General features: G+C 56.9%; 21 protein-coding genes. 13 read left to right on the plus strand and 8 right to left on the minus strand.

The window, feature by feature from the left end:
- The first annotated feature begins 148 nt into the window (after positions 1 to 148).
- On the plus strand, positions 149 to 1,627 hold the full coding sequence (locus ACYVAC_RS20535) for a M48 family metalloprotease (protein ID WP_461099679.1): 1,479 nt from the start codon (positions 149 to 151) through the stop codon (positions 1,625 to 1,627).
- Positions 1,628 to 1,773: 146 nt separating this feature from the next.
- Here ACYVAC_RS20535 and ACYVAC_RS20540 read toward each other — a convergent pair whose 3' ends face one another.
- Positions 1,774 to 2,817 carry a ribonucleotide-diphosphate reductase subunit beta gene (locus ACYVAC_RS20540; protein WP_461099680.1) on the minus strand — a complete coding sequence of 348 codons (1,044 nt, stop codon included), beginning with the start codon at positions 2,815 to 2,817 and terminating at the stop codon, positions 1,774 to 1,776.
- Positions 2,818 to 3,180: 363 nt separating this feature from the next.
- A complete protein-coding gene (locus ACYVAC_RS20545) occupies positions 3,181 to 3,591 on the minus strand; it encodes an Hsp20/alpha crystallin family protein (RefSeq protein ID WP_461099681.1) in 411 nt (136 codons plus the stop codon).
- Positions 3,592 to 3,892: 301 nt separating this feature from the next.
- Between ACYVAC_RS20545 and hemC the strand changes: the two genes are divergently transcribed.
- The 7 genes from hemC to ACYVAC_RS20580 are packed head-to-tail and all read left to right on the plus strand — an operon-like array spanning position 3,893 to position 11,300.
- Positions 3,893 to 4,816 (plus strand): hydroxymethylbilane synthase, encoded by a 924-nt coding sequence (gene hemC / locus ACYVAC_RS20550; protein ID WP_461099682.1) that lies wholly within the window; start codon positions 3,893 to 3,895, stop codon positions 4,814 to 4,816.
- Positions 4,813 to 5,250: a GNAT family N-acetyltransferase gene (locus tag ACYVAC_RS20555; RefSeq protein ID WP_461099683.1), complete on the plus strand. Its 438-nt coding sequence runs from the start codon at positions 4,813 to 4,815 to the stop codon at positions 5,248 to 5,250. Before hemC ends, ACYVAC_RS20555 begins: the two co-directional genes overlap by 4 nt.
- Before the next feature lie 59 nt (positions 5,251 to 5,309).
- Positions 5,310 to 6,530 carry an ABC transporter permease gene (locus ACYVAC_RS20560; RefSeq protein ID WP_461099684.1) on the plus strand — a complete coding sequence of 407 codons (1,221 nt, stop codon included), beginning with the start codon at positions 5,310 to 5,312 and terminating at the stop codon, positions 6,528 to 6,530.
- On the plus strand, positions 6,530 to 8,188 hold the full coding sequence (locus tag ACYVAC_RS20565; protein ID WP_461099685.1) for a M1 family metallopeptidase: 1,659 nt from the start codon (positions 6,530 to 6,532) through the stop codon (positions 8,186 to 8,188). Before ACYVAC_RS20560 ends, ACYVAC_RS20565 begins: the two co-directional genes overlap by 1 nt.
- 30 nt (positions 8,189 to 8,218) lie before the next feature.
- On the plus strand, positions 8,219 to 9,298 hold the full coding sequence (locus ACYVAC_RS20570) for an AAA family ATPase (protein ID WP_461099686.1): 1,080 nt from the start codon (positions 8,219 to 8,221) through the stop codon (positions 9,296 to 9,298).
- Complete coding sequence (locus ACYVAC_RS20575) at positions 9,295 to 9,915, plus strand: hypothetical protein (protein WP_461099687.1); 621 nt, start codon at positions 9,295 to 9,297, stop codon at positions 9,913 to 9,915. Before ACYVAC_RS20570 ends, ACYVAC_RS20575 begins: the two co-directional genes overlap by 4 nt.
- The gene (locus tag ACYVAC_RS20580) at positions 9,912 to 11,300 is read left to right on the plus strand and encodes a cystathionine beta-synthase (protein ID WP_461099688.1); all 1,389 of its coding nucleotides are present in this window, start codon (positions 9,912 to 9,914) and stop codon (positions 11,298 to 11,300) included. Before ACYVAC_RS20575 ends, ACYVAC_RS20580 begins: the two co-directional genes overlap by 4 nt.
- Positions 11,301 to 11,354: 54 nt before the next feature.
- Here the strand turns inward: ACYVAC_RS20580 and rsgA are convergent, their stop codons facing one another.
- Entirely contained in the window at positions 11,355 to 12,281 is a 927-nt protein-coding gene (rsgA, locus tag ACYVAC_RS20585; RefSeq protein WP_461099689.1) for a ribosome small subunit-dependent GTPase A, read from the minus strand.
- 37 nt (positions 12,282 to 12,318) lie between these two features.
- The gene (locus ACYVAC_RS20590) at positions 12,319 to 13,620 is read right to left on the minus strand and encodes a 3-deoxy-D-manno-octulosonic acid transferase (protein ID WP_461100175.1); all 1,302 of its coding nucleotides are present in this window, start codon (positions 13,618 to 13,620) and stop codon (positions 12,319 to 12,321) included.
- A gap of 59 nt (positions 13,621 to 13,679) precedes the next feature.
- On the opposite strand from ACYVAC_RS20590, the gene ACYVAC_RS20595 reads away from it, so the two are divergent.
- On the plus strand, positions 13,680 to 13,988 hold the full coding sequence (locus ACYVAC_RS20595; protein WP_461099690.1) for a phosphoribosylpyrophosphate synthetase: 309 nt from the start codon (positions 13,680 to 13,682) through the stop codon (positions 13,986 to 13,988).
- A gap of 56 nt (positions 13,989 to 14,044) precedes the next feature.
- Entirely contained in the window at positions 14,045 to 14,374 is a 330-nt protein-coding gene (gene ytxJ, locus ACYVAC_RS20600) for a bacillithiol system redox-active protein YtxJ (RefSeq protein WP_461099691.1), read from the plus strand.
- A gap of 94 nt (positions 14,375 to 14,468) precedes the next feature.
- On the opposite strand, the gene folB is transcribed toward ytxJ, so the two are convergent.
- The 3 genes from folB to ACYVAC_RS20615 all read right to left on the minus strand — a co-directional run bounded on the left by folB (position 14,469) and on the right by ACYVAC_RS20615 (position 16,929).
- Complete coding sequence (gene folB / locus ACYVAC_RS20605; protein ID WP_461099692.1) at positions 14,469 to 14,819, minus strand: dihydroneopterin aldolase; 351 nt, start codon at positions 14,817 to 14,819, stop codon at positions 14,469 to 14,471.
- 45 nt (positions 14,820 to 14,864) lie between these two features.
- Entirely contained in the window at positions 14,865 to 15,893 is a 1,029-nt protein-coding gene (locus ACYVAC_RS20610; RefSeq protein ID WP_461099693.1) for a DivIVA domain-containing protein, read from the minus strand.
- Positions 15,894 to 16,011: 118 nt separating this feature from the next.
- Entirely contained in the window at positions 16,012 to 16,929 is a 918-nt protein-coding gene (locus ACYVAC_RS20615; protein WP_461099694.1) for a WD40 repeat domain-containing protein, read from the minus strand.
- 115 nt (positions 16,930 to 17,044) lie between these two features.
- Between ACYVAC_RS20615 and ACYVAC_RS20620 the strand changes: the two genes are divergently transcribed.
- Positions 17,045 to 17,671 carry a 4'-phosphopantetheinyl transferase family protein gene (locus ACYVAC_RS20620; RefSeq protein WP_461099695.1) on the plus strand — a complete coding sequence of 209 codons (627 nt, stop codon included), beginning with the start codon at positions 17,045 to 17,047 and terminating at the stop codon, positions 17,669 to 17,671.
- Between the two features lie 84 nt (positions 17,672 to 17,755).
- Here ACYVAC_RS20620 and ACYVAC_RS20625 read toward each other — a convergent pair whose 3' ends face one another.
- Complete coding sequence (locus ACYVAC_RS20625) at positions 17,756 to 18,631, minus strand: transglutaminase-like domain-containing protein (protein WP_461099696.1); 876 nt, start codon at positions 18,629 to 18,631, stop codon at positions 17,756 to 17,758.
- Positions 18,632 to 18,761: 130 nt separating this feature from the next.
- On the opposite strand from ACYVAC_RS20625, the gene galE reads away from it, so the two are divergent.
- Entirely contained in the window at positions 18,762 to 19,811 is a 1,050-nt protein-coding gene (gene galE / locus ACYVAC_RS20630) for a UDP-glucose 4-epimerase GalE (protein WP_461099697.1), read from the plus strand.
- Between the two features lie 10 nt (positions 19,812 to 19,821).
- Positions 19,822 to 20,895 carry a dTDP-glucose 4,6-dehydratase gene (rfbB, locus tag ACYVAC_RS20635; protein WP_461099698.1) on the plus strand — a complete coding sequence of 358 codons (1,074 nt, stop codon included), beginning with the start codon at positions 19,822 to 19,824 and terminating at the stop codon, positions 20,893 to 20,895.
- Positions 20,896 to 20,968: the final 73 nt, after the last annotated feature.

Below are 20,968 nucleotides of genomic sequence, written 5' to 3' on the forward strand. Positions count from 1 at the left end.
CGCCGGCCGCTCCCTCGATTCTGGCCATCAGACCCTGGCCATCGGCAAACAAATCAGCCCGTCTATGGCTTTTAATGACGATTTAATAATCTTCGTGTCTAACACACAAACGGACTCGCTATGAGTCTGTTTCGCCATTCCTATCAACATGAACCACCTAGTAAAAACACTCCTCTACGGCGCACTGCCCGGTCTGCTGCTGCTGTCGGCCTGTTCGCGCAATCCGGTTACGGGCAAACGGCAGGTCATCCTGATGTCGAAAGAACAGGAAATTGCGCTGGGCCAGCAGTCGCACCCGTCGGTCGTAGCCAGCATGGGTCTCTACGACGACAAGAAACTGTCGGCTTTCATCAACGAGAAAGGCAAGGCGATGGCCCAGATTTCGCACCGTCCCGACCTGCCCTACCAGTTCTACATTGTCGATTCGCCGGTTGTCAACGCCTTCGCCGTGCCCGGCGGGTACGTTTATTTCACCCGGGGTATCATGGCCCACTTCAACAACGAGGCTGAATTTGCCGGCGTTCTGGGCCACGAAATCGGGCACATCACCGCCCAGCACTCGGCCCGCCAGCAAACCAGTCAGCTGTTCGGAACCGTGGGTCTCATTGCCGGCTCGGTACTGCTCGACAAAACGGGGCAGCTGACCGAAGCGGCCTCACAGGGGCTGCAACTGGCGCTGCTGGGCTACAGCCGTGCCCACGAGTCGGAATCCGACAAAATCGGGGTCGAGTACTCGAGCAAAATTGGGTATGATGCACACCAGATGGCCAACTTCTTCGCCACCATCAAGCGTATCTCCGACAATGCCGGGCAGGCCGTGCCCACCTTTCTGTCGACCCACCCCGATCCGGGCAACCGCTATTCAAACGTGCATGCAATGGCGAAAGACTACCAGGCCAAAAATCCGGGCAACTACCAGGTCGACCGCGATGGCTACCTGCGTATGATCGACGGCATCATTTACGGCGAAGACCCGAAACAGGGTTTTGTGGAGAACAACATGTTTTACCACCCCGATCTGAAGTTCCAGTTTCCGGTACCGAGCGGCTGGCAGCACCAAAACTCGCCCGCTCAGTTTCAGATGGGCCCCAAAGAAGGGAAGCTGGCCATGATTCTGATGCCCGCCCAGGGCAACTCGCTCGACGAAGCGGCCCAGACGATGGTGAAGGAAATGGGCCTTACGGTGCTGGAAAGCAACAAGACAACCATCAACGGCAATCCGGCTTTTGTGATTATCTCGAAACAGCAGCCACAGCAGCAGCAGGGTCAGCCCCAACAGCAGCAGCAGGACCCCCGATCGGTATTGCAGATCGGCACGTGGCTGATTCAGTACGGCAATTCGATCTACGCCCTGCACGGACTGTCGGCAGCCGGCGACTTTCAGAACTCGTTTGGTACATTTCAGCGCGTGGCCGGTGGATTCCGCAGCCTGACCGACCCCGACAAGCTGAATCGCCAGCCCGAGCGCATCCGGGTGCGGCAGGTGCCGCGCGATGGCACGTTTCAGGAAGCGATGGCGGCCCTCGGTATGCCTGCCAAACGGCTGGAAGAACTGGGTACGATCAATAGCATGAAAGGTGGCGACAAGGTTACCCGTGGTATGCTCATCAAAGTAGTCGGGCAGTAGACCCGCCTGCCCCCAATACGCAGAAGGGCCACCCGACGGGTGGCCCTTCTGCGTATTGGTATAATTGGCAATGCTGGCGTTTCTGTGTCTACAAAGTGAGCATTCAAACTGTATAACGAGCAAACACAACAACGCACTAACGCATTCTAAAAGTCAGCGTCGAGCACGAAACCTTTAGGTTCTTCCTTGACAACGGTTTGCGATGCCTCGGCCTGCGGGTTCTCGGCTGCGGCTTTCATGGCCCGGAATTTCGACATCACCTCACCGCGCTGGTACTCGCCAACCCGCTTCTCGAAGAAGTTGGTTTTACCCTGCAACGAGATCATATCCATGAAATCGAAGGGATTGGTCACGTTATAGATTTTCTTCAGCCCCAGCGTCACCAGCAGGTGATCGGCAACGAAGGCAATGTACTGCTTCATCAGGTCGGCGTTCATGCCGATCAGCGACACCGGCAGTGCGTCGGCAACAAACTCCTGTTCGATCTCGACCGCATTGCGAATAATGTCGTAGACCGCCGATTCGGGCATTTTGTTGATAATGTGATCGGTATATAGCATACAGGCGAAATCGCGGTGCAGCCCTTCATCGCGCGAGATCAGCTCGTTGGAGAAGGTCAGGCCCGGCATGAGCCCGCGCTTTTTAAGCCAGTAGATCGAGCAGAACGAGCCCGAGAAGAAAATACCTTCGACGGCCGCGAAGGCAATGAGCCGCTCGGCAAACGTACCGTTCTCGATCCAGCGCAGCGCCCATTCGGCTTTTTTCTGCACGCACGGAATGGTGTCGATGGCGTTGAGCAGCCGGTCTTTCTCAGCCGCGTCTTTGATGTAGGTATCGATCAGCAGCGAATAGGTTTCGGAGTGGATGTTCTCCATCATCACCTGAAAGCCATAAAAGCATTTCGCTTCGGCGTACTGCACCTCCGACAGAAAGTTGACCGCCAGGTTTTCGTTGACGATCCCGTCGGAAGCCGCGAAGAAGGCCAGCACATGCGAGATAAAATGCCGTTCGCCGTCGTTCAGGCTGTTCCAGTCTTTCATGTCCTGCCCAAGGTCAATCTCTTCGGCCGTCCAGAACGATGCTTCATGGGTTTTGTAATACTCCCAGATGTCCCAGTGCTTGATCGGGAATAGCACAAAACGTCCCTTATCTTCCTGAAGAATCGGTTCGATCGCGTCCTGTTGTGTCATAAAGCGGTTTGTCTTGATCGTATATGTGGTAAGACCAGCCCCACCCGGGGAAGATCGAATAAGCGTGTAGACAAATTTAAGGTTTGTGGCCGCTATCACAAGGCCATCCCGGCCCGATAACACCTGCCCATGCGTACCCGCGCGCCTAACCTGTACGGAATCAAGCGCTTGCCAAAACCCCCGGCCGACAACTTCTTTAAATAGTTCTACTATTTTTCCGACTCCTGATTGTCAGCCAATTAGATAGACTGACTGGCACACGCGCTCCGGCCGGGCATAAAAAAAGGCCGCTTCCGTGGAAGCGACCTCAGTACGCATCTATAGGCTACAGGACCGTTGCCAGTCCCGGACGGGAAAACAGGTTTAAAAAAGATTCTTGATGTCGATCCGGCGGTGCAGGTGCTCTTCGTCTTTAAAGGGCAGCGTCACCGTTACCAGACCATGCTGGTAGGTCGCTTCAATCTGATCGGCGTCGACAAAGGCCGGAATGTCGAGCACTTTCATAAACATCGGAACGGCCATCCGCTGCGTTGTACCTTCCTGCTCATCGGTGAGGCTGACGTTGCTAACCAGCAGCGTGTACAGCACCAGTTTATTGCCTTCGACCAGTACGTTGAAGGCTTCAGACTGCACCCCCGGCGCTTTCAGCTGGATCACCAGATTATCATCTTCCTGCGCTACATCCATCACGGCCTGACTCGATCCGCCGTAAAGTGTGTTGAGGAGATTGATCTGACTGGTCGTCCCCTGAAATACATTTTCGATCGCTTTCATAGGAGTTGTTGTTTACTGTTCAAGTACTAGTGTATAAACAAACCTCGTGCCTGAACCAAAAGCCGGCCCAGTCCCGTCATTCTGACAGCTAAAAACCACCAAATACAGGGCACATATGCCGTTTTGGCCGGCTCAGGGGCCATTTCGCGCCAAAACAGGTATGAGCCCGCGCGCCCCGATTGTAGAATTTTTCGGGTATCGGGTATCCAGAATGTGGTTGGTATTCCACAGCCTATGCCGGCTGGCGACTACCCAGAACGGGCTGTTTTGACGCCGATTTAGACCGTACCTTTGCGCTATCATGCACATTAGAATCGGAACACGAAGCAGTCGGCTGGCGCTCTGGCAGGCCGAACACATACAGCGCCTGCTCCAGGCCGACGGGCAGACCTCGGAACTGGTGCTGATCGAAACCAAAGGCGATCAGGTGCTCGACCGGTCGCTCTCGAAGATTGGCAGCAAGGGCGTCTTTACGCAGGAACTGGAAGATCAGCTCCGCGACGGCAGCATCGACATTGCCGTGCACAGCGCCAAAGACCTGCCCTCGACCCTGCCCGATGATCTGCACATCATTGCGTTTACCGAGCGGGAAGCCCCCAACGATGTACTGGTCAGTCGCAACAAAGACCTGTCGCTCAGCAGCGGTCAGCCCTTTACCATCGGCACCTCGTCGACCCGCCGGGTGGCGCTGCTTAAGCATTTCTGCCCCCACGTCACCACGGTCGATATGCGGGGCAATCTCCAGACCCGTATCCGCAAACTCGACGAGGGCCAGTGCGACGCCCTGCTGCTGGCCTTTGCCGGGGTGCACCGCATGGGCTACGACGAGTTGATTGTGGAGCGGCTCTCGCTGATCGACTTCACGCCCGCCGTGGGGCAGGGCAGCATCGCCATCGAAGCCGCTACCAGCCTCGACCCGGCCAAACGCGATCGGGTCCGGCGGCTTACCAACCACGAGCGGACCGAAGCCTGCCTGCTGGCCGAACGGGCCTTTCTGGCCCGGCTCGAAGGGGGGTGCAGCATTCCGTCGTTTGCGCTGGCCCAGTGGGTCGATGCGCAGGTCGTGCTGTCGGGGGGGCTGGTTAGCCTCGACGGACAGAACCGGCTGCACGACCAGTTTGCGGGCCCCTCGGCCGAAGCCGAATCCCTCGGCCACGCCCTGGCCGAAAGTATTCTGACCCGCGGGGGCGACACGCTGCTGGCCGATATCCGCGCCCAGCTATGACGATCCGGATCGCCCAGACCGACGCGCAGATTCGGCAGTGCCTGCCGGCCCTGCTCGCCCTGCGCCCGCACCTCACGCCCGCCGATGCGCTCGAACAGATCCGGTACCAGCAAACGCACGAACGCTTCAGTCTGGCGTTTGTCGATCCCGGCGATGGCACCGAAGCGCCTGCCGTGATGGGCTACCGCATCATGCACCTGCTCCACAGCGGCCGCACGCTCTACATCGACGACCTGTCGACGTTGCCGGCGGCCCGGGGCAACGGCTACGCGGGGCAGCTGGTCGATTTTGTGGTCGATCAGGCCCGGCAGGCCCAGTGCGCCTACGTCACGCTCGACTCGGGCCAGAACCCGGCCCGTTACGATGCACACCGGCTTTACCTCAACAAACGTTTCCATATTACCAGCCATCACTTTGTCCTGTCTCTGACCTAGGTCCTTGACCGGCTACGGTTCTTTTTTATATTCCAGACACCCCCGCGCTGCCCACGGCTATGAATCTGTTCCGAATCAGTTGGAGTAACCTGAAAGACAAGCCCCTCAGCAGTTTTCTGAGCGGCCTGCTGATGACGTTTGGCATCACGATTATCTCGCTGCTGCTGCTGCTCAACAAGCAGCTCGACGATCAGTTCCGGCGCAACATCAAGGGAATCGACATGGTGCTGGGGGCCAAAGGCAGTCCGCTGCAGCTGATTCTGTCGAGCATCTACCAGATCGACGCCCCCACGGGCAACATTCCGCTCGACGAAGCCCAGCGGCTGACGCAGAACCCGATGATCAAGTCGGCCATTCCGCTCTCGATCGGCGACAACTACCAGTCGTTCCGCATCGTGGGCACTAACAAAAAATACCTCGACCACTTCGGGGCTACGGTGGCGCAGGGGCAGCTGTTCAGCCAGGATCTCGATGTGGTGATCGGTCCCCGTGTAGCGGCCGTGACGGGCCTGAAACCGGGCGATACCTTCGCGGGCTCGCACGGACTGGATGCAGAAGGCGAGGTGCATGCCGACCGGAAATACAAAGTCGTGGGCGTACTAAACACCACCAACACCGTGGCCGATCAGCTCATTCTGACGCCCCTGTCGAGTATCTGGGCCATTCATGAGCACCACGACGAACACGAGGGGCACGAGGCCGGCGACGCCCACGCCGACGAAGGCGAACCCGAAGCCCCGCGCGAAATCACGAGCATGCTCATCAAGTTCCGCAACCCGCTGGGCATGATGCTGGCCCGGGGGATCAACACCAACTCCAAACTGCAGGCCGCTTTGCCCAACATCGAAATCAACCGCCTGTTCTCGCTGCTCGGCGTGGGTGTCGAAACGTTACGTGGGCTGGCCATCGTGATTATGCTGATTTCGGGCATCAGCGTATTCGTATCGCTCTACAACTCGCTCAAGGAACGGCGCTACGAAATGGCCCTGATGCTGTCGATGGGTGCCACGCGGGCCCAGCTGTTTGGCATGCTGTTGCTCGAAGGCCTGGTGCTGGCCCTGATCGGCTTCGTGCTGGGCATCGTGCTGAGTCGGGTAGGCTTGTGGCTCTTTTCGAGCAGCGTCTCCAACGATTACCACTATAACCTGGCCGCTTTCGGCATCCTGCCCGAAGAGTGGGCCCTGCTGGGCGTGGCCATTCTGGTTGGCCTGCTGGCTGCCGCCCTCCCCGCCATCGGGGTTTACCGCATGAATATTTCCCGTACGCTAGCCGAAGATTAATGATTCTGTTTCGCTCAACGTCTGCTTTTCTAGTTCTCTTTTTCCTGTCCATTCAGGCCCACGCGCAACTGGCGGCCGGTTATCTGGCCCGCTATACCCAGCCCGGTGTCGATGTGCAGCACTACGATTTTTCGCTTACCCTCAGCGACTCCACCAACCGCATCGCCGGCGAAACCCGCATTCGCTTTGTGCGGGCCGACGACCGGCAGTCGGTCTGGTTCGATCTGATCAGTGCCAAAGCCGATTCGGCTTCGGCGGAGGCTACCGGCATGCGGGTGCAGCGCGTGACCCTACCCGATGGCAAGGCCGTTCCGTTCAGCCAGCGCAACGATCGGGTGTTCATCAACCTGCCGGCGGCTCCGCGGCAACCCACCGACGTGGTGATCCGCTACAGCGGTGTGCCCGCCCGGGGGCTCATCATTAGCCACAACAAATTTGGTGAGCGCACGTTCTTCGGCGACAACTGGCCCAACAACGCCCGCAACTATCTGCCCGTTGTGGATCACCCGTCCGATAAGGCAACCTGCTCCTTCACTGTCAACGCGCCGGCGGCTTACCGCGTCATTGCCAACGGAAAATTCGTGAGCGAAACGCCCGTTGCCGGCAATCGAAAGCTGACGCGCTGGCAGGAAAACACCCCCATCCCGACCAAGGTGATGGTGATTGGTGCGGCCCGCTTTGCCGTCGAGGAGGTAGGCACGGTGGCCGGGGTACCGGTGCAGAGCTGGCTCTACCCCCGCGACAGCCAGAAAGGCTTTATCGACTACCGCCCCGCCCGCGAGATCCTGCAGTATTTCAACGACCATATTGGCCCGTATGCCTACGAAAAACTCGCCAACGTGGAGTCGACTACGGTATTTGGCGGGATGGAGAATGCCAGCTGCATTTTCTACAACGAGCGCATTATTGTGGGCCAGAAAAACTCGGATGTGGAGGCCCTGCTGGCGCACGAAATTGCGCACCAGTGGTTTGGCAATTCGGCTACCGAGTCAGACTGGTCGCAGCTGTGGCTGAGCGAAGGCTTTGCTACCTATTTTTCGGCACTCTATCTCGAACACGCCTACGGCCGCGATACGCTCAACGCCGTGCTGAACCAGAACCGGGAGCAGGTATTTCGCTACGCAGCGCTGAAACCCCGCGCCACCATCATCGACTCGTCGGCCGCCAACCTGACCGAGCTGCTCAACCCCTTTGCTTATCAGAAAGGCGGTTGGGTACTGCATATGCTGCGCAGCGAACTGGGCGACGATCTGTTCTGGAAGGGTATCCGGGCCTACTACGCAGCCCACCGGAACGCCAACGCCACCACCGCCAGCCTGCAGGCGATCATGGAGCAGGTATCGGGCAAAAAACTGGATTCGTTCTTCAGCCAGTGGCTCACGCAGCCGGGCTATCCGGAACTGGTGTGGGGCTGGCGGTACGACGCAGCCAAACGGGTGGTGGAAATCGAGGTGCGGCAGACCCAGCGCGTGGGGCAATACAGCCTGCCGCTTGTGGTGAGCCTGCGCAACGGCAGTCAGGAAACGGGGCGGTCGCCCAAACTGCTGCTGTCGGGCAAATCCCAGACGTTCACGGTGCCCGCCGGCAGCGCGCCCACCACCGTTGTGCTCGATCCCGACAACACCCTGCTGATGCGGGCGGTGCAAATGGGGAAATAGCTAACTTAGGGCCAGTCAACTGCCCCGGTTATGCTCAAGCGCGTTTCGATCCAGAATTTCAAAAGCCTGAAGGCTGTCACCCTTGACCTCCAGCGGGTCAATCTGCTGATTGGCCCAAATAACTCGGGCAAGACAAATTTTCTGAAGGCGCTGGAAATGTTTGACTGGGCTGTCGAAAAGAAGACACTCCCCGAAGCTGCTTCACGACTTATCTTCAGATCAGAAACCAACAGTCTAGCATTCATCCACCTGACCATCGAGCCCACATCTGAATTCATAGCAATTAACCATATGGAACACGTGGCTATTGAATTCAACCGAGATCAAATTAATCCACATATTTGGGGGAGCTCGATGAGTAGTTTCGACTATTTACCTTCTAACCAAACTACCCGCCTAAACGAACACACGTTAAAGAATCTATTAGGTTATCTAAAAATATATAAACCAAATCCAGAGTTAATCACCAAACCGCACAAACTAAGTTCAGAGGAAATTCTAGAAGCCGATTGTGGGAATATTATTCCCTTCATATTCAATCTAAGCCAAAACTATAAGCGCGTTTTCAGGGAATTAGAAAACAATCTCCATAAATCTGTTGGCGACATAGTCAGTATTGGAACACCTTCGGTAGAGAGCAACGGTGAAAATAAGCTACGTCTAAAATTCTTCGATAAAGATGATAATGACTTCTGGGCTAGTGAAGTATCAGAAGGTGTATTGTATTTTGTGGCGCTGTTGTGCATCATCAACCAGCCAAATCCACCGAAATTACTTTTGTTGGAAGAACCTGAAAAAGGCATTCACCCCCGACGCATTCGGGAAGTAATGGATTTCATTTTCCGTCTGGCCGAGGAGAAAGATGTACAGGTTATTCTGACTACGCATAATGAACATGTGTTGGATGAATTTGCTACCCGCCCGGAAGCTGTCTTTGTTTTCGATAAAGATGACGACGGGGCTACGTATGTAAAGAATTTACAGCGCGATATCATTGATCCTACCAACGCACGTAACGGAGAATTAGACCTCGACCCGGTTGACTTAACTTCGAATCTAAGCGAGAACTGGCTTTATGGACTGCTAGGAGGAGTTCCGGCAATTTTATGAGCAAGACGCTACGGTATACCCTAATCGCCGAAGGATTTGCTGAATACCAGTTTATCCCGGCTTATATCGACTGGATAGCGAAACAAATTGGCGACCTACAACCAGTCAGAACAAAAATTCAGCTTGCCATTTCTAAAAACCCAAGCGTTTCAAAAGTCTTGCAGGAGGCCGCAACCTATTGCGTGCAATCATTCGCCGATAAGAAATATCCGTGCGATCTGTTCATAGCGGGTATCGATTTAGACACGACCGATTTTACCGATAATCAGGAATACCATACGCAGCGGCTTAAACAGTTGCAGGATGCCATGGGTAGGGCATACAAGCTATACGAAAACAAAATAATTCTGTACGCACCCATTCAGGCGATTGACTGTTGGATTCATTACGTTCAGCAGAACGCGACAGCAAATAGTCTCGAATCAATACCTAAAGTCGAAACAAAACGTAAAGTCTACGGGCAACGCCAAGACCGTCAACAAATTGAAAAAATAGCCCGCGAAGCTGCGATGAAAGCAGATTTTGATGAGCTCGCCCGGCAGTCGCGTAGTTTCAAACACTTCCATCAACAGGTCGTTGCGTTTCTGGAAGCGTACGACAAACCACCTCATCCATGAACTATTACTCCTCTATTGTCGATACCATCGGCAACACGCCCCTCGTCAAGCTCAATAGCGTGACCAAAGGCATTCCCGGCACCATCCTGGCCAAGGTCGAATACTTCAACCCCGGCAACTCGGTAAAAGACCGCATCGCCATCCGAATGATCGAAGACGCCGAAAAAGCCGGCACGATCCGGCCGGGTGGTACCATCATCGAGGGAACGAGCGGCAACACGGGCTTTGGCCTGGCCCTCGCAGCCATCGCCAAAGGCTACAAGTGTATCTTCACGATGGCCGATAAGCAGTCAAAAGAGAAAATCGATATTCTGCGGGCTGTCGGTGCCGAAGTGGTGGTATGCCCCACCAACGTGGCTCCCGACGATCCGCGCTCATACTACTCGGTAGCCCGCAAGCTCAACCGCGACATTCCGAACTCGCTCTATCCCAACCAGTACGACAACCCATCCAACACGGCGGCCCACTACGATACGACCGGCCCCGAAATCTGGCGCGACACCGACGGCCAGATTACCCATTATGCCGCCAGTGTCGGCACGGGGGGTACCATCAGCGGTACGTCGAAATTCCTGAAAGAGCAGAACCCCAACATCGTTACCGTCGGGCTCGATACCTACGGGTCGGTGTTCAAAAAATACAAGGAGACGGGCATCTTCGATCCGGGCGAGATTTACCCCTACCTGACCGAAGGCATCGGTGAAGACATCCTGCCGCAAAACGTCAACTTCGACGTGATCGACCATATCCTGAAAGTAACCGATAAGGATGCCGCCATCATGGCCCGGCGACTGTCGCGCGAGGAAGGGCTGTTTGTGGGCTGGTCGTGCGGTACGGCCGTGCATGGTGCTCTCGAATGGGCCAAAGCCAACCTCACCGACAGCGATGTGATGGTGATTCTGCTGCCCGACCACGGGACACGCTACCTGGCCAAAATCTACAACGACACCTGGATGAAAGACCACGGCTTTCTGGAAGACCGGGCTTTTAAAACGGCCCGCGATATTATCCGGCACAAGGGCGGCCGCGACGAATCGGGCGACCAGCTCACCACCATCGGGTCGGGCGTGTCGATTAGCCAGGCCATTCAGGTGCTGAACCGCTACGGCATTTCGCAGATTCCCGTAACCGACGAAGACGGCCACATTGTGGGCAGCCTGACCGACTCTACCGTGTTGAACCGCCTGATCGACGATCCGACCGTGAAAGACCACCCGGTGCGGGAAGTGATGGACAAGCCGTTCAAATTTGTCGGCCTCGACAATACCATCGATGCCCTGTCGTCGCTGATCGACCGCGACAACAAGGCGCTGCTCGTGCGCGACGAACGCGAACAGGTGCACATTATTACCCAGGCCGATCTGCTGGCCGCCATGACCAACTAAGCCTTCTCCGGGTTGGGGCCGTATGCTGTAGCAACAGACCCCAACCCGGCTGGGTTATTTGCGGTTGTCGCCCCCCTCCATCATACTGAGGTAGCTCATGTAGCGGCTTTCGGCAATGTCGCCCTCGGCCACGGCGTCTTTTACGGCGCAGCCCGGCTCATTGATGTGCAGGCAGTTGTTGTAGCGGCACTGGTTCAGGCGCTCGCGCATTTCGGGAAAGTAGTGGCCGATTTCGGTTCGCGACGTATCCATCAGCCCCAGCTCTTTGATGCCCGGCGTATCGATGATAAAGGTATCGGGCGCCAGCTCGAACATCTCCGCAAACGTAGTGGTATGCACGCCCTTGTTGGCAAACGACGACACTTCGTTGGTGCGGAGGTTAAGCCCCGGCGCAATCGCATTGACCAGCGACGATTTTCCCACGCCCGAGTGGCCGGCCAGCAGCGTTACCTTGCCATCGAGCAGCGCCCGGAACGCATCGACCCCCACCCCTTCGGTCGCCGACGTAACCAGACAGGGATAGCCAATCGATTCGTACAGTTCGATGATTTTCTGCTGAAAAGCCAGCCCATCCTCCGTCAGAATGTCGGCTTTGTTGAATACAACCGTGGTCGGAATGCGAAACGATTCGGCCGAAACCAGAAACCGGTCGATGAAGCCCGTCGATGTACGGGGCATGGCCAGCGTGGCCAGCAACACCGCCTGATCGAGGTTGGCGGCCAGCATGTGGCCGTGCGCCGTTTTATGGACCGACTGCCGCATGATATAGTTCTCGCGCGGTTCGATATCGGTGATGATCGCGGTATTTTCCACCTCGTCCTCAACATCGAACCGCACCCGGTCGCCCACGGCAATGGGGTTGGTTACTTTCAGCCCTTTGATCTTGAATTTGCCTTTCAGACGGCCCTGATAGATGTGGCCGTCCGCATTGCGAATGTCATACCAGGAGCCAGTCGAACGGAGTATTAAGCCGGTTTGCAAGGGGTTTTTGGGTAAAAAAAGTGAATGAGCACAGGCCTCAGGGGGCGTCGGCCGGCGTTGGCGGAATGCCCAGCAACTGCGTTACAACGTCCATAACCGCAGCCGTGGCGCCGACGTTCCGCAGCACGTACGACCGGGTGATCTGATCCGCGCTGGCATGATCGGCATACTGCCGGCCAAACGCAGCCAGCAGGTCGGCCGTACTACTGATTGGGAAAGCGCCCCCCTCGGCAACCAGCTCCACGGCTTCCTGATACTTGTCGTAAACGGGTCCGAAAAAGATGGGCATCCCGAAGGTGGCCGCTTCCAGAATGTTGTGCAGTCCTTCGCGGAACGCCCCGCCGATGTAGGCAAACGTACCGTACTGATAGAGCGACGAGAGCATGCCGATATTGTCGATGAACAGCACCGCGGCTTCGGCCAGCCGATCGGGGCTACCGGTGCCAGCCTCCGAATAACGTATGGATGGCCGGCGGAGCTGCTGTTGCCAGCGCGTCAGTTCATCGCTGTGAATTTCGTGCGGGGCAATAATAACTTTCAGGGGCCGATCGAACTGGTTTAAAAAAGGTAACAGCACATCCATATCCGACTGCCAGGCGCTGCCCACCACCAGCACAGGTGCCGATGTCCCGTCGGCCTGGCGCCGAAACGACGCGGCAACCGGAATGGTGCGGATGGTCGCGGCTGTCTGCGCTACCCGGTCGAAGCGCGTATCGCCACCCAGCCGCACCTGCCTGACGTCTATCGACGCCAGCAGATCGACCGATTCCTGATTCTGCACCAGCAACTGGTCGAACTGGTGAAGCATCTGCCGGTAGAAACCGCCGTAGGGCTTAAAAAACAACTGATCGGGCCTGAAAATGGCCGAAAACGAGATTACCACCGCGCCGGCAGCCTTCAGCTCGCGCAGGTAGTTAGCCCAGAACTCGTATTTGATGAAGAACGCGATGGCGGGTTGCAGCCCCTTCACCAGCCGGCGGGCGTTGGCCGGCGTATCGACGGGCAGGTAGTCGACATAATCAACGCCGTCGTAGTCTTTACGCACTTCGTAGCCCGAGGGGGAGAAGAACGTGAGCAGGATGCGGTAGTGCGGGTAGTGCTGCCGGAAAGCTTCGATTACGGGCCGGCCCTGTTCGAACTCGCCCAGCGAAGCCGCATGGAACCAGGCCAACGGCCGGTCAGGATGCTGGCCGGGCTGTAGTATGGGCACTGCCAGCAACCGGTCGACCACGCCCTGCTGCCCCGCATACCAGAGCCGGGCCTTGCGGTTAACGGTCGACGCCAGCCGTACTACCCAGGGGTAAGCGCCGATTCCGGCATTGTACAAGTGTGCAAACAAGCCCATGGGTGGTTGGTTATACAGACAAAACTACGGACTCACAACCAAACTCACGACGCATGCCAACCTTCGATACCCTGACCGAAGCCATCGACGCCCTGCGCCGGGATGGCTACACCCACGACTATAACCTGAAAGACGACCACCTGCACCGACCCCACGACAACGTACAGCTGCACCCCGCCGACTTTGACATTGTGCAGGTTTTCCGGTTCGAGGGTATGACCGATCCCGACGATGAGAGCGTGCTGTATGCCGTTGAAAGCCGCGATGGGCACAAGGGTATTCTGGTCGATGCCTACGGGGCTTACGCCGAATCGATCTCGCATGAGATGGCCGGGAAGCTACGCTACGACCCCAGCCGGTAAACGAACTTTTTGCGCCCGAAAATACTTGTTAAGCAACAGCTTTTTGCAGCAACATCATGAATTGGACTAAGTTAGTCAGTGATACTCAACTCGACGAGATAAAGGCAGAATCGGCCAAACAACCGATTTTGATCTTTAAACACAGTACGACCTGCTCGATCAGTGCTATGGCGCTGAGCCGCATGGAGCGAAACTGGAGTGATCAGCTGGGGGTCAAACCCTACTACCTTGATCTGCTGGCCAACCGCCCCATCTCCAGCCAGATCGAGCGCGAGTTCGGTGTGGCTCATGAGTCGCCACAGGTACTGCTGATTCGCAATGGCGAGTGCGTCTACGATGCCTCACACATGGGTATCTCGTTTGCCGGCCTGCAGCAGGCCGTTTAAAACAAGCCTGCATACAAAAAACGATCGACGGCGTAGTCAGACGCGGTGCTCAGGCTCCGCTTTCCGATTACGCCGTCGATCGTTTTTGTTTACCTTACCCCTTCAGGGTAATGCGGGCCCGGTGGCAAACCCCGCCAATGGGCGGATTGAATTTTGAAACGCTTACCTCCACCGCGATCAGATCGGGATACTGTGCCCGGATGCCCTGAATAATGCCATGGGCCAGATGTTCGAGCAGGCGGGCAGGTTGTTTCATAACCTCCGTCGTGATCTGATACAGGTGCTCGTAGTTGACCGTTGCGCTCAGGCGGTCGCGCTGGGCCGCTTCCTGAAAATCAGCGGTCACCACAATATCGACCGAGTACTTGTTGCCAATTTTCTGTTCCTCGTCGTAATAGCCGTGGTACGAGAAAAATTCCAGCCCTTCGAGGGTAATTGTTCCCATGTAGGTGAGGGCAGGCCGAAGCCTGCCGGTTGCAATCGTTCGGGGCTAAATCTGGTCGAAAAATGAGCCACCCCGTTTGGGCTGAGTCTCTTCGGGAGGGCCGACGGGCTGGGGCGTTGGGGCCGGAGCCGGTTCAGGCGCGGCTGTCATCGTTTCAGCCAGTGTCGACACGGGTGTGTGTGGTTCGGCCGGTGTTTGGGCAACGGGTTCAGCAGGCTCGGGAGCCGGGGCCGGCACATCGATTGTGTGAACCGGAATTGCTTCCGGAATCGACGCTTCACGTTCGATGAGCGGGGGCAGCTCCGGCGCGGGCGTATGGTCGGCTACCGGCGCAGGGGCCGGCTCAGCTTCGACCGGGGCCGGCTCAGCCGATACTGTTTCGGCTGGCGCCGTATCAGCCGGTACTGCGTCGGCGGAGGTTGGCGCGACAGGAGTCATGGCTGCCTCCGTGCCGGAAGCGGCTTCATAGTCGGGCTTTTTGGCCGCATCGGCCTGCTTCAGCTCATCGGTGATCTGGGTCGCTACCTCGTCGATCTTGCCCAGGAGATTCTGCCGGGCAAATTTCTTCTCGAACCGATCGACACTATCGATTGCTTTGCCGGCCAGATCGCGAATCTGCACCCCCAGATTTTCTTTATACTGTTCAAGCGCCTTGAAATCGTGTTCGAGTGATTTCAGGTCGTTCAGGATATTGTCTTTGAGGTACCGGGCCTGGTTTTCGGCATCCTGCACCATCAGTGTCGACCGTTTGCGAGCATCAGCCAGCAGATCGTCGGCTTTCTGCTTCGCTTCGGTCAGGTAAATATCGGCGGCCTTGTTTGCCTGATCGGTGATCTGATTACTGGTATCCTCAGCGGTTTTCAGGGTCCGGAAGAGCGTCATTTCCACCTCCTTGAGCTTACCCAGTTCTTTCTCGGCAATCTCAAGCTGCATTTTCAGCATTTTGAAGTCCATGTTCACCCGCTCCCATTCCTGAGACAGCGAGATCAGAAACGCATCGACGTCTTCGGGTTTATAGCCGCGCATCGCTTTTTCAAACGTATGCTGCCGGATTTCTATCGGAGTAATTTTCATGGGTGCGCAAACAGTTTGGGAAAAGCCCGTTCGTTGGTTTAGGGTGAAATAACGGGCATTCTGCCGATTTAACAAAAATTAGGCAGTTAATCTACGTTTCTGGTCACTCCGTATCGTTTCAGCGGATCTGCCAGACCGAAATGGTGCGGTCGTCGCTCGCCGATACCACGATATCCGGACCGGACGGCCACAACAGCGTATTGACCGATGTGCCGTGTCCGGCGTGACGCGCCCGGTCAACGACCTTCAGCAGCCGAAAGGTTTCGGCGTCCCAGATCTTTACCGCCTTATCCATACTGGCCGTGGCAAAGAGCCGGCCATCGGGACTGTAGGCGATACGGTTGATCGTGAAGAGGTGGGCCACCACATCGGTATGCAGCGCATAGCCCTGCTCCACGTCCCAGACTTTCAGGTGGGCATCGCGGCTCCCGGTCAGCAGATACCGAAAATCGGGCGAGTATACAAGCGTGAAAACGGAGTTGGTGTGGGCCGGAATCACCCGGTTCAGCGTCAGTGTGTTGAGATCGAATATACGAACCGTGTTGTCGCTGTAGCCAACCGCCAGTTCACGCTCGACCGGGTTGACCGCCAGACTCCGCGCCGACTGATCGGTAGCTTTCAGGTGCCGGCGTACAGCCCGACTGGCCACGTCGACCACGGCAACCACGCCATCGCCCAGCGCCACAAACGCATCGTCTTTGTGGAAGGCAATATCGAAAATAGCTGCCGAGGTTAGTTTGAGCGAGGCTACTTCGGTTTTCTGCACCGGGTCGATCAGGTGAAGGCCTTCGTAGTTTTGCCCTACCCAGAGCAGCCCACTCTCGGGGTGGCGGGCCAGCGCGTATACGGAGGCCGGCACCTGCGCAATGAGTTCGCCCAGGTCGGGGCGGCCCAGCTGCCAGCGTACGACCAACCCATCGCCCCCGGCCGAATAAAACGTACCGGCGTCGGCCTGGTCGGGCCGGCTGGCTCCGGCGGCCAGCGCATACACGCAGTCGCGGTGCCCGCCAAACGTATCGAGTTTCGTTACTATCACCGGGCAAAGGTCGCAAACAAAGTGATGCCGCCGGCTACCCGCGCTGCCGCCGGCCCCGCCTTTATCTGCCCCCGGTTCGCTTTCTTTTTCACCGGCCACTGTCGACTTTTGGGATGTGAGCCACCAATTACCCATCAATGCCGACTGTACGGCCCTGCTATTACCCATCGAAGCCGATGAAGCCACGCTACGGGCCGGCATACCGCTGACCGATGCCGAACTGGCCGATCTGGCGCTGATCCGGCATCCGGCCCAGCGCACCGAATGGCTGGCCTGCCGGGTGGCCGTGCGCCGGCTGGTCGAAGCACAGGGCGGGGTCTATACCGGCCTGTATAAAGACGAATACGGCAAGCCCCACCTCCGCGACCTGCCCTGGTTTATTTCGATCTCGCACACGGGAGGCTGGGCTGCGGCCGTGCTCCACCAGTCGCGGCCGGTCGGCATCGACATTGAGCCCATCCGCGACCAGTTTCAGCGAGTAGTGCCGCGCATTCTGTCGCCCGGCGAAATCAGTCATGCGGCCGGGCAGCCCAGCCGGCTGGCCGTGTACTGGTGTGCCAAAGAAAGTCTGTATAAACTGTATGGGAAGCGGCAGCTTACGTTTCGTGAGCACCTCCATATCGACCCCTTTGCCGATGATGCCACGCAGCTGACGGGCCATGTCCGGCTGCCCGACCATACCGAAACGCTAACCATCGATTGCTTCCGGATCGGGCCAGGCCTGCTGGCGGTGGCTTACTAGCCCCCATAATGCCGGCGGGGTATCGACAGCCCGCCGGACGATCGGATACCCCGCCTAATGGGTGGTTTATGGACTGGCTACCGGCTACCGCTGCGTATAGTCGGACAGGGGCAGGCCGTCGCCTTCGTCGCGCACGGTCTCCAGAATGCGCTCGACTTCCTGAACGCGGTCCATATCGCCGATTTTTTCGAACGCCAGCACCAGGTTGCGCAGCACCCGCCGAACAATATCGGCATTGGTGCAGGGCTGATAGAAGGTGCTCAGCTGTTTGAGATTCAGCTGGTCGATGTACTGGTCGATATCTTTCCGCGAGAAAATAAGTCCCCGGTTGAAGACATTAATGTAGAACTGCACCCCACTGTTGTCTTTATACGTTAGCACAAACAGGTTGGGCAGGTTGACACCGTAGACGGGCAGATGCAGCCGATTGGCAATCAGCATGTAGAGTACGCAGAGCGTGATCGGGTTGCCCCGGCGCGACTCCAGCACCTGATTGATCATCGAGTTGGTCGGCGAATGAAAATGCTTGGTGTTGGGCGCGAACTTGAGCTTTGTAAAAAACGCATTATTCATGGCCTTGATGCGCTCGTCGGGGTGCATCTCGTCCTTAAAATCGACCCACACGTCGTAATACAGCTGTTCGACTTCCTGCCGCAGCTTGTCGAGCGAGAGATCGGGATACTGGTACGTTGCTACAATCCAGAGGCCTTCGAGCAAATCCATGCCGCCCCCGTTTTTCCAGTCCCGCATCCGGTCGATCACCGACTCGTACTGTAGATTGTGAATAAGTTCTTCGATTCGTTTCTGCAGATCGGGGTTGAAACTCCCCTCCCACTCGGTTTCCAGGAGTGGGATCATGGGGCCGCCAATCTGCCTGATTCGTTGCTCGACATGCTCAACGACTTCCTGATCTTCGTCGTCCAGCAGGGAGATGAGTGCCTTTAATTCGTTGTCGTTCATCGCATTTCGCTACCTCGCCGTTGGGCCGTACTGTAAAAACTCTTTTCGGAAACATCCTGAATGTACTACTTTTGTCCGGTTCGCAGGGGTGGCTTCCTGAAATATTAACAAATTTTTAGTTGAAATCAGCTTGACATCTACAGGTAATTCACCCAAGATTCTGGTCACTGGCGGAGCCGGCTTTATTGGCTCTCACACGGTTGTTTCGCTGGTCGAAGCTGGCTTTGAGCCAGTTATCGTCGACAACTTCGCTAATTCGCAGGCATCGGTACTGACCGGACTGCGTACCATTCTGGGCCGCGACGTAACCTTTTACGAGGCCGACTGCAACGACCGGACTGCGATGGATACTATTTTCAGGCAGGAACCGCTCATTGGCGTCATTCACTTTGCCGCCCACAAAGCGGTGGGCGAATCGGTATCGCAGCCCCTTAAATACTACCGCAACAACCTCGATTCGCTGCTGCTGCTGATCGAACTGATGACCGAACACAAGGTCCACAACCTGGTCTTCTCCTCGTCGTGCACGGTATACGGACAACCCGAGCAACTGCCGGTTACCGAAGAAACACCCCGCCGGCCCGCGGAGTCGCCCTACGGCAACACCAAGGCCATCGGCGAAGATATCCTGCGCGACGCTGTGCGGGCACTGGTTCCCATCAAGGCCATGGCCCTGCGCTACTTCAACCCCATTGGTGCGCACCCCTCGGCCCAGATTGGCGAACTACCGCTGGGCGTGCCGGCCAACCTGGTCCCGTTTATCACGCAAACAGCAGCCGGTATCCGCAACAGCCTGACGGTCTACGGTAACGATTACGACACGCCCGATGGTACGTGCATCCGTGACTACATCCACGTAGTCGATCTGGCCGATGCCCACGTACAGGCGCTGCGCGTGCTCAACGAAACCAACGCCGATGCCTGTTACGATGTGATCAACATTGGCACGGGCCGGGGCGAAACGGTGCTGAACGTGATTAAAACGTTTGAAGCCGAAACGGGCGTTACGCTCAATTATTCGATCGGCCCGCGCCGGCCGGGCGATGTCGAGCAGGTATATGCCGATGTGACCAAGTCGAAGCAGGTGCTTAACTGGACAACCGCGCGTTCGCTGGGCGAATCGCTGCGGGATGCCTGGCGGTGGCAACAACAATTAACGGAATCCAGTACTCTGTCATAAACAATCGATTATGAACTTGTTAATCACCGGCGGAGCCGGCTTCATCGGCTCGCACGTTGTCCGGCTGTTTGTCACGAAATATCCCGAATACCATATCTATAACCTCGATGCGCTGACCTACGCCGGCAATCTGGCCAATCTGACCGACATCGAGAATGCACCGAACTATACCTTCGTGAAAGGCGACATCACCGACGCCAAATTTCTGGAAGGTCTGTTTGCGGAGTTGCCCATCGACGGCGTTATCCACCTCGCGGCTGAATCGCATGTCGACCGGTCGATCACCGATCCCATGTCGTTTGTGATGACGAACGTGGTTGGTACCGTCAACCTGCTCAATGCCGCCAAAAACAGCTGGCTGGCCAAAGGCGATGGCACACCGGCTTCGTTCGAGGGCAAGCGGTTCTACCACGTCTCGACCGACGAGGTGTATGGTTCGCTGCATAACCCCGACGAATTTTTCCTCGAAACCACGCCCTACGACCCCCAGTCGCCCTATTCGGCCTCGAAAGCCGCTTCGGATCACTTCGTACGGGCCTACGGCAACACCTACAAGCTGCCGGTGGTTATTTCCAACTGCTCCAACAACTACGGTCCGAATCACTTCCCCGAGAAGCTGATTCCGCTGATGATTCACAACATCCAGACCAACAAACCCCTGCCCGTTTACGGTAAGGGGGAGAACGTGCGCGACTGGCTTTTTGTGGTCGACCACGCGCGGGCTATCGACACGGTGTTCCACAAAGGGGCGCTGGGCGATACCTACAACATCGGCGGCTTCAACGAGTGGAAAAACATCGACCTCGTCAACCTGCTCTGCTCGATCATGGACCGGAAGCTGGGCCGGGCCGAAGGCACATCGGCACAGCTGATTACCTACGTAACCGACCGCGCCGGCCACGACCTGCGCTACGCGATCGACGCCAACAAGATCATGAACGAACTGGGCTGGGAACCCTCGCTTCAGTTCGAGGAAGGCCTTGAGAAAACCGTCGACTGGTTCCTGGCCAATCAGCAGTGGCTCGACAACGTTACGTCGGGTGCCTACCAGTCGTATTATCAGGGGATGTACACAAATCGCTAAAGAGCGAATGGTGATTGAGCGATTGTGCGCACAGCTGTTCGGCTTTTCGTAATTCACTCAATCACTCATCCAC

The organism is Spirosoma luteolum (genome assembly GCF_054778875.1).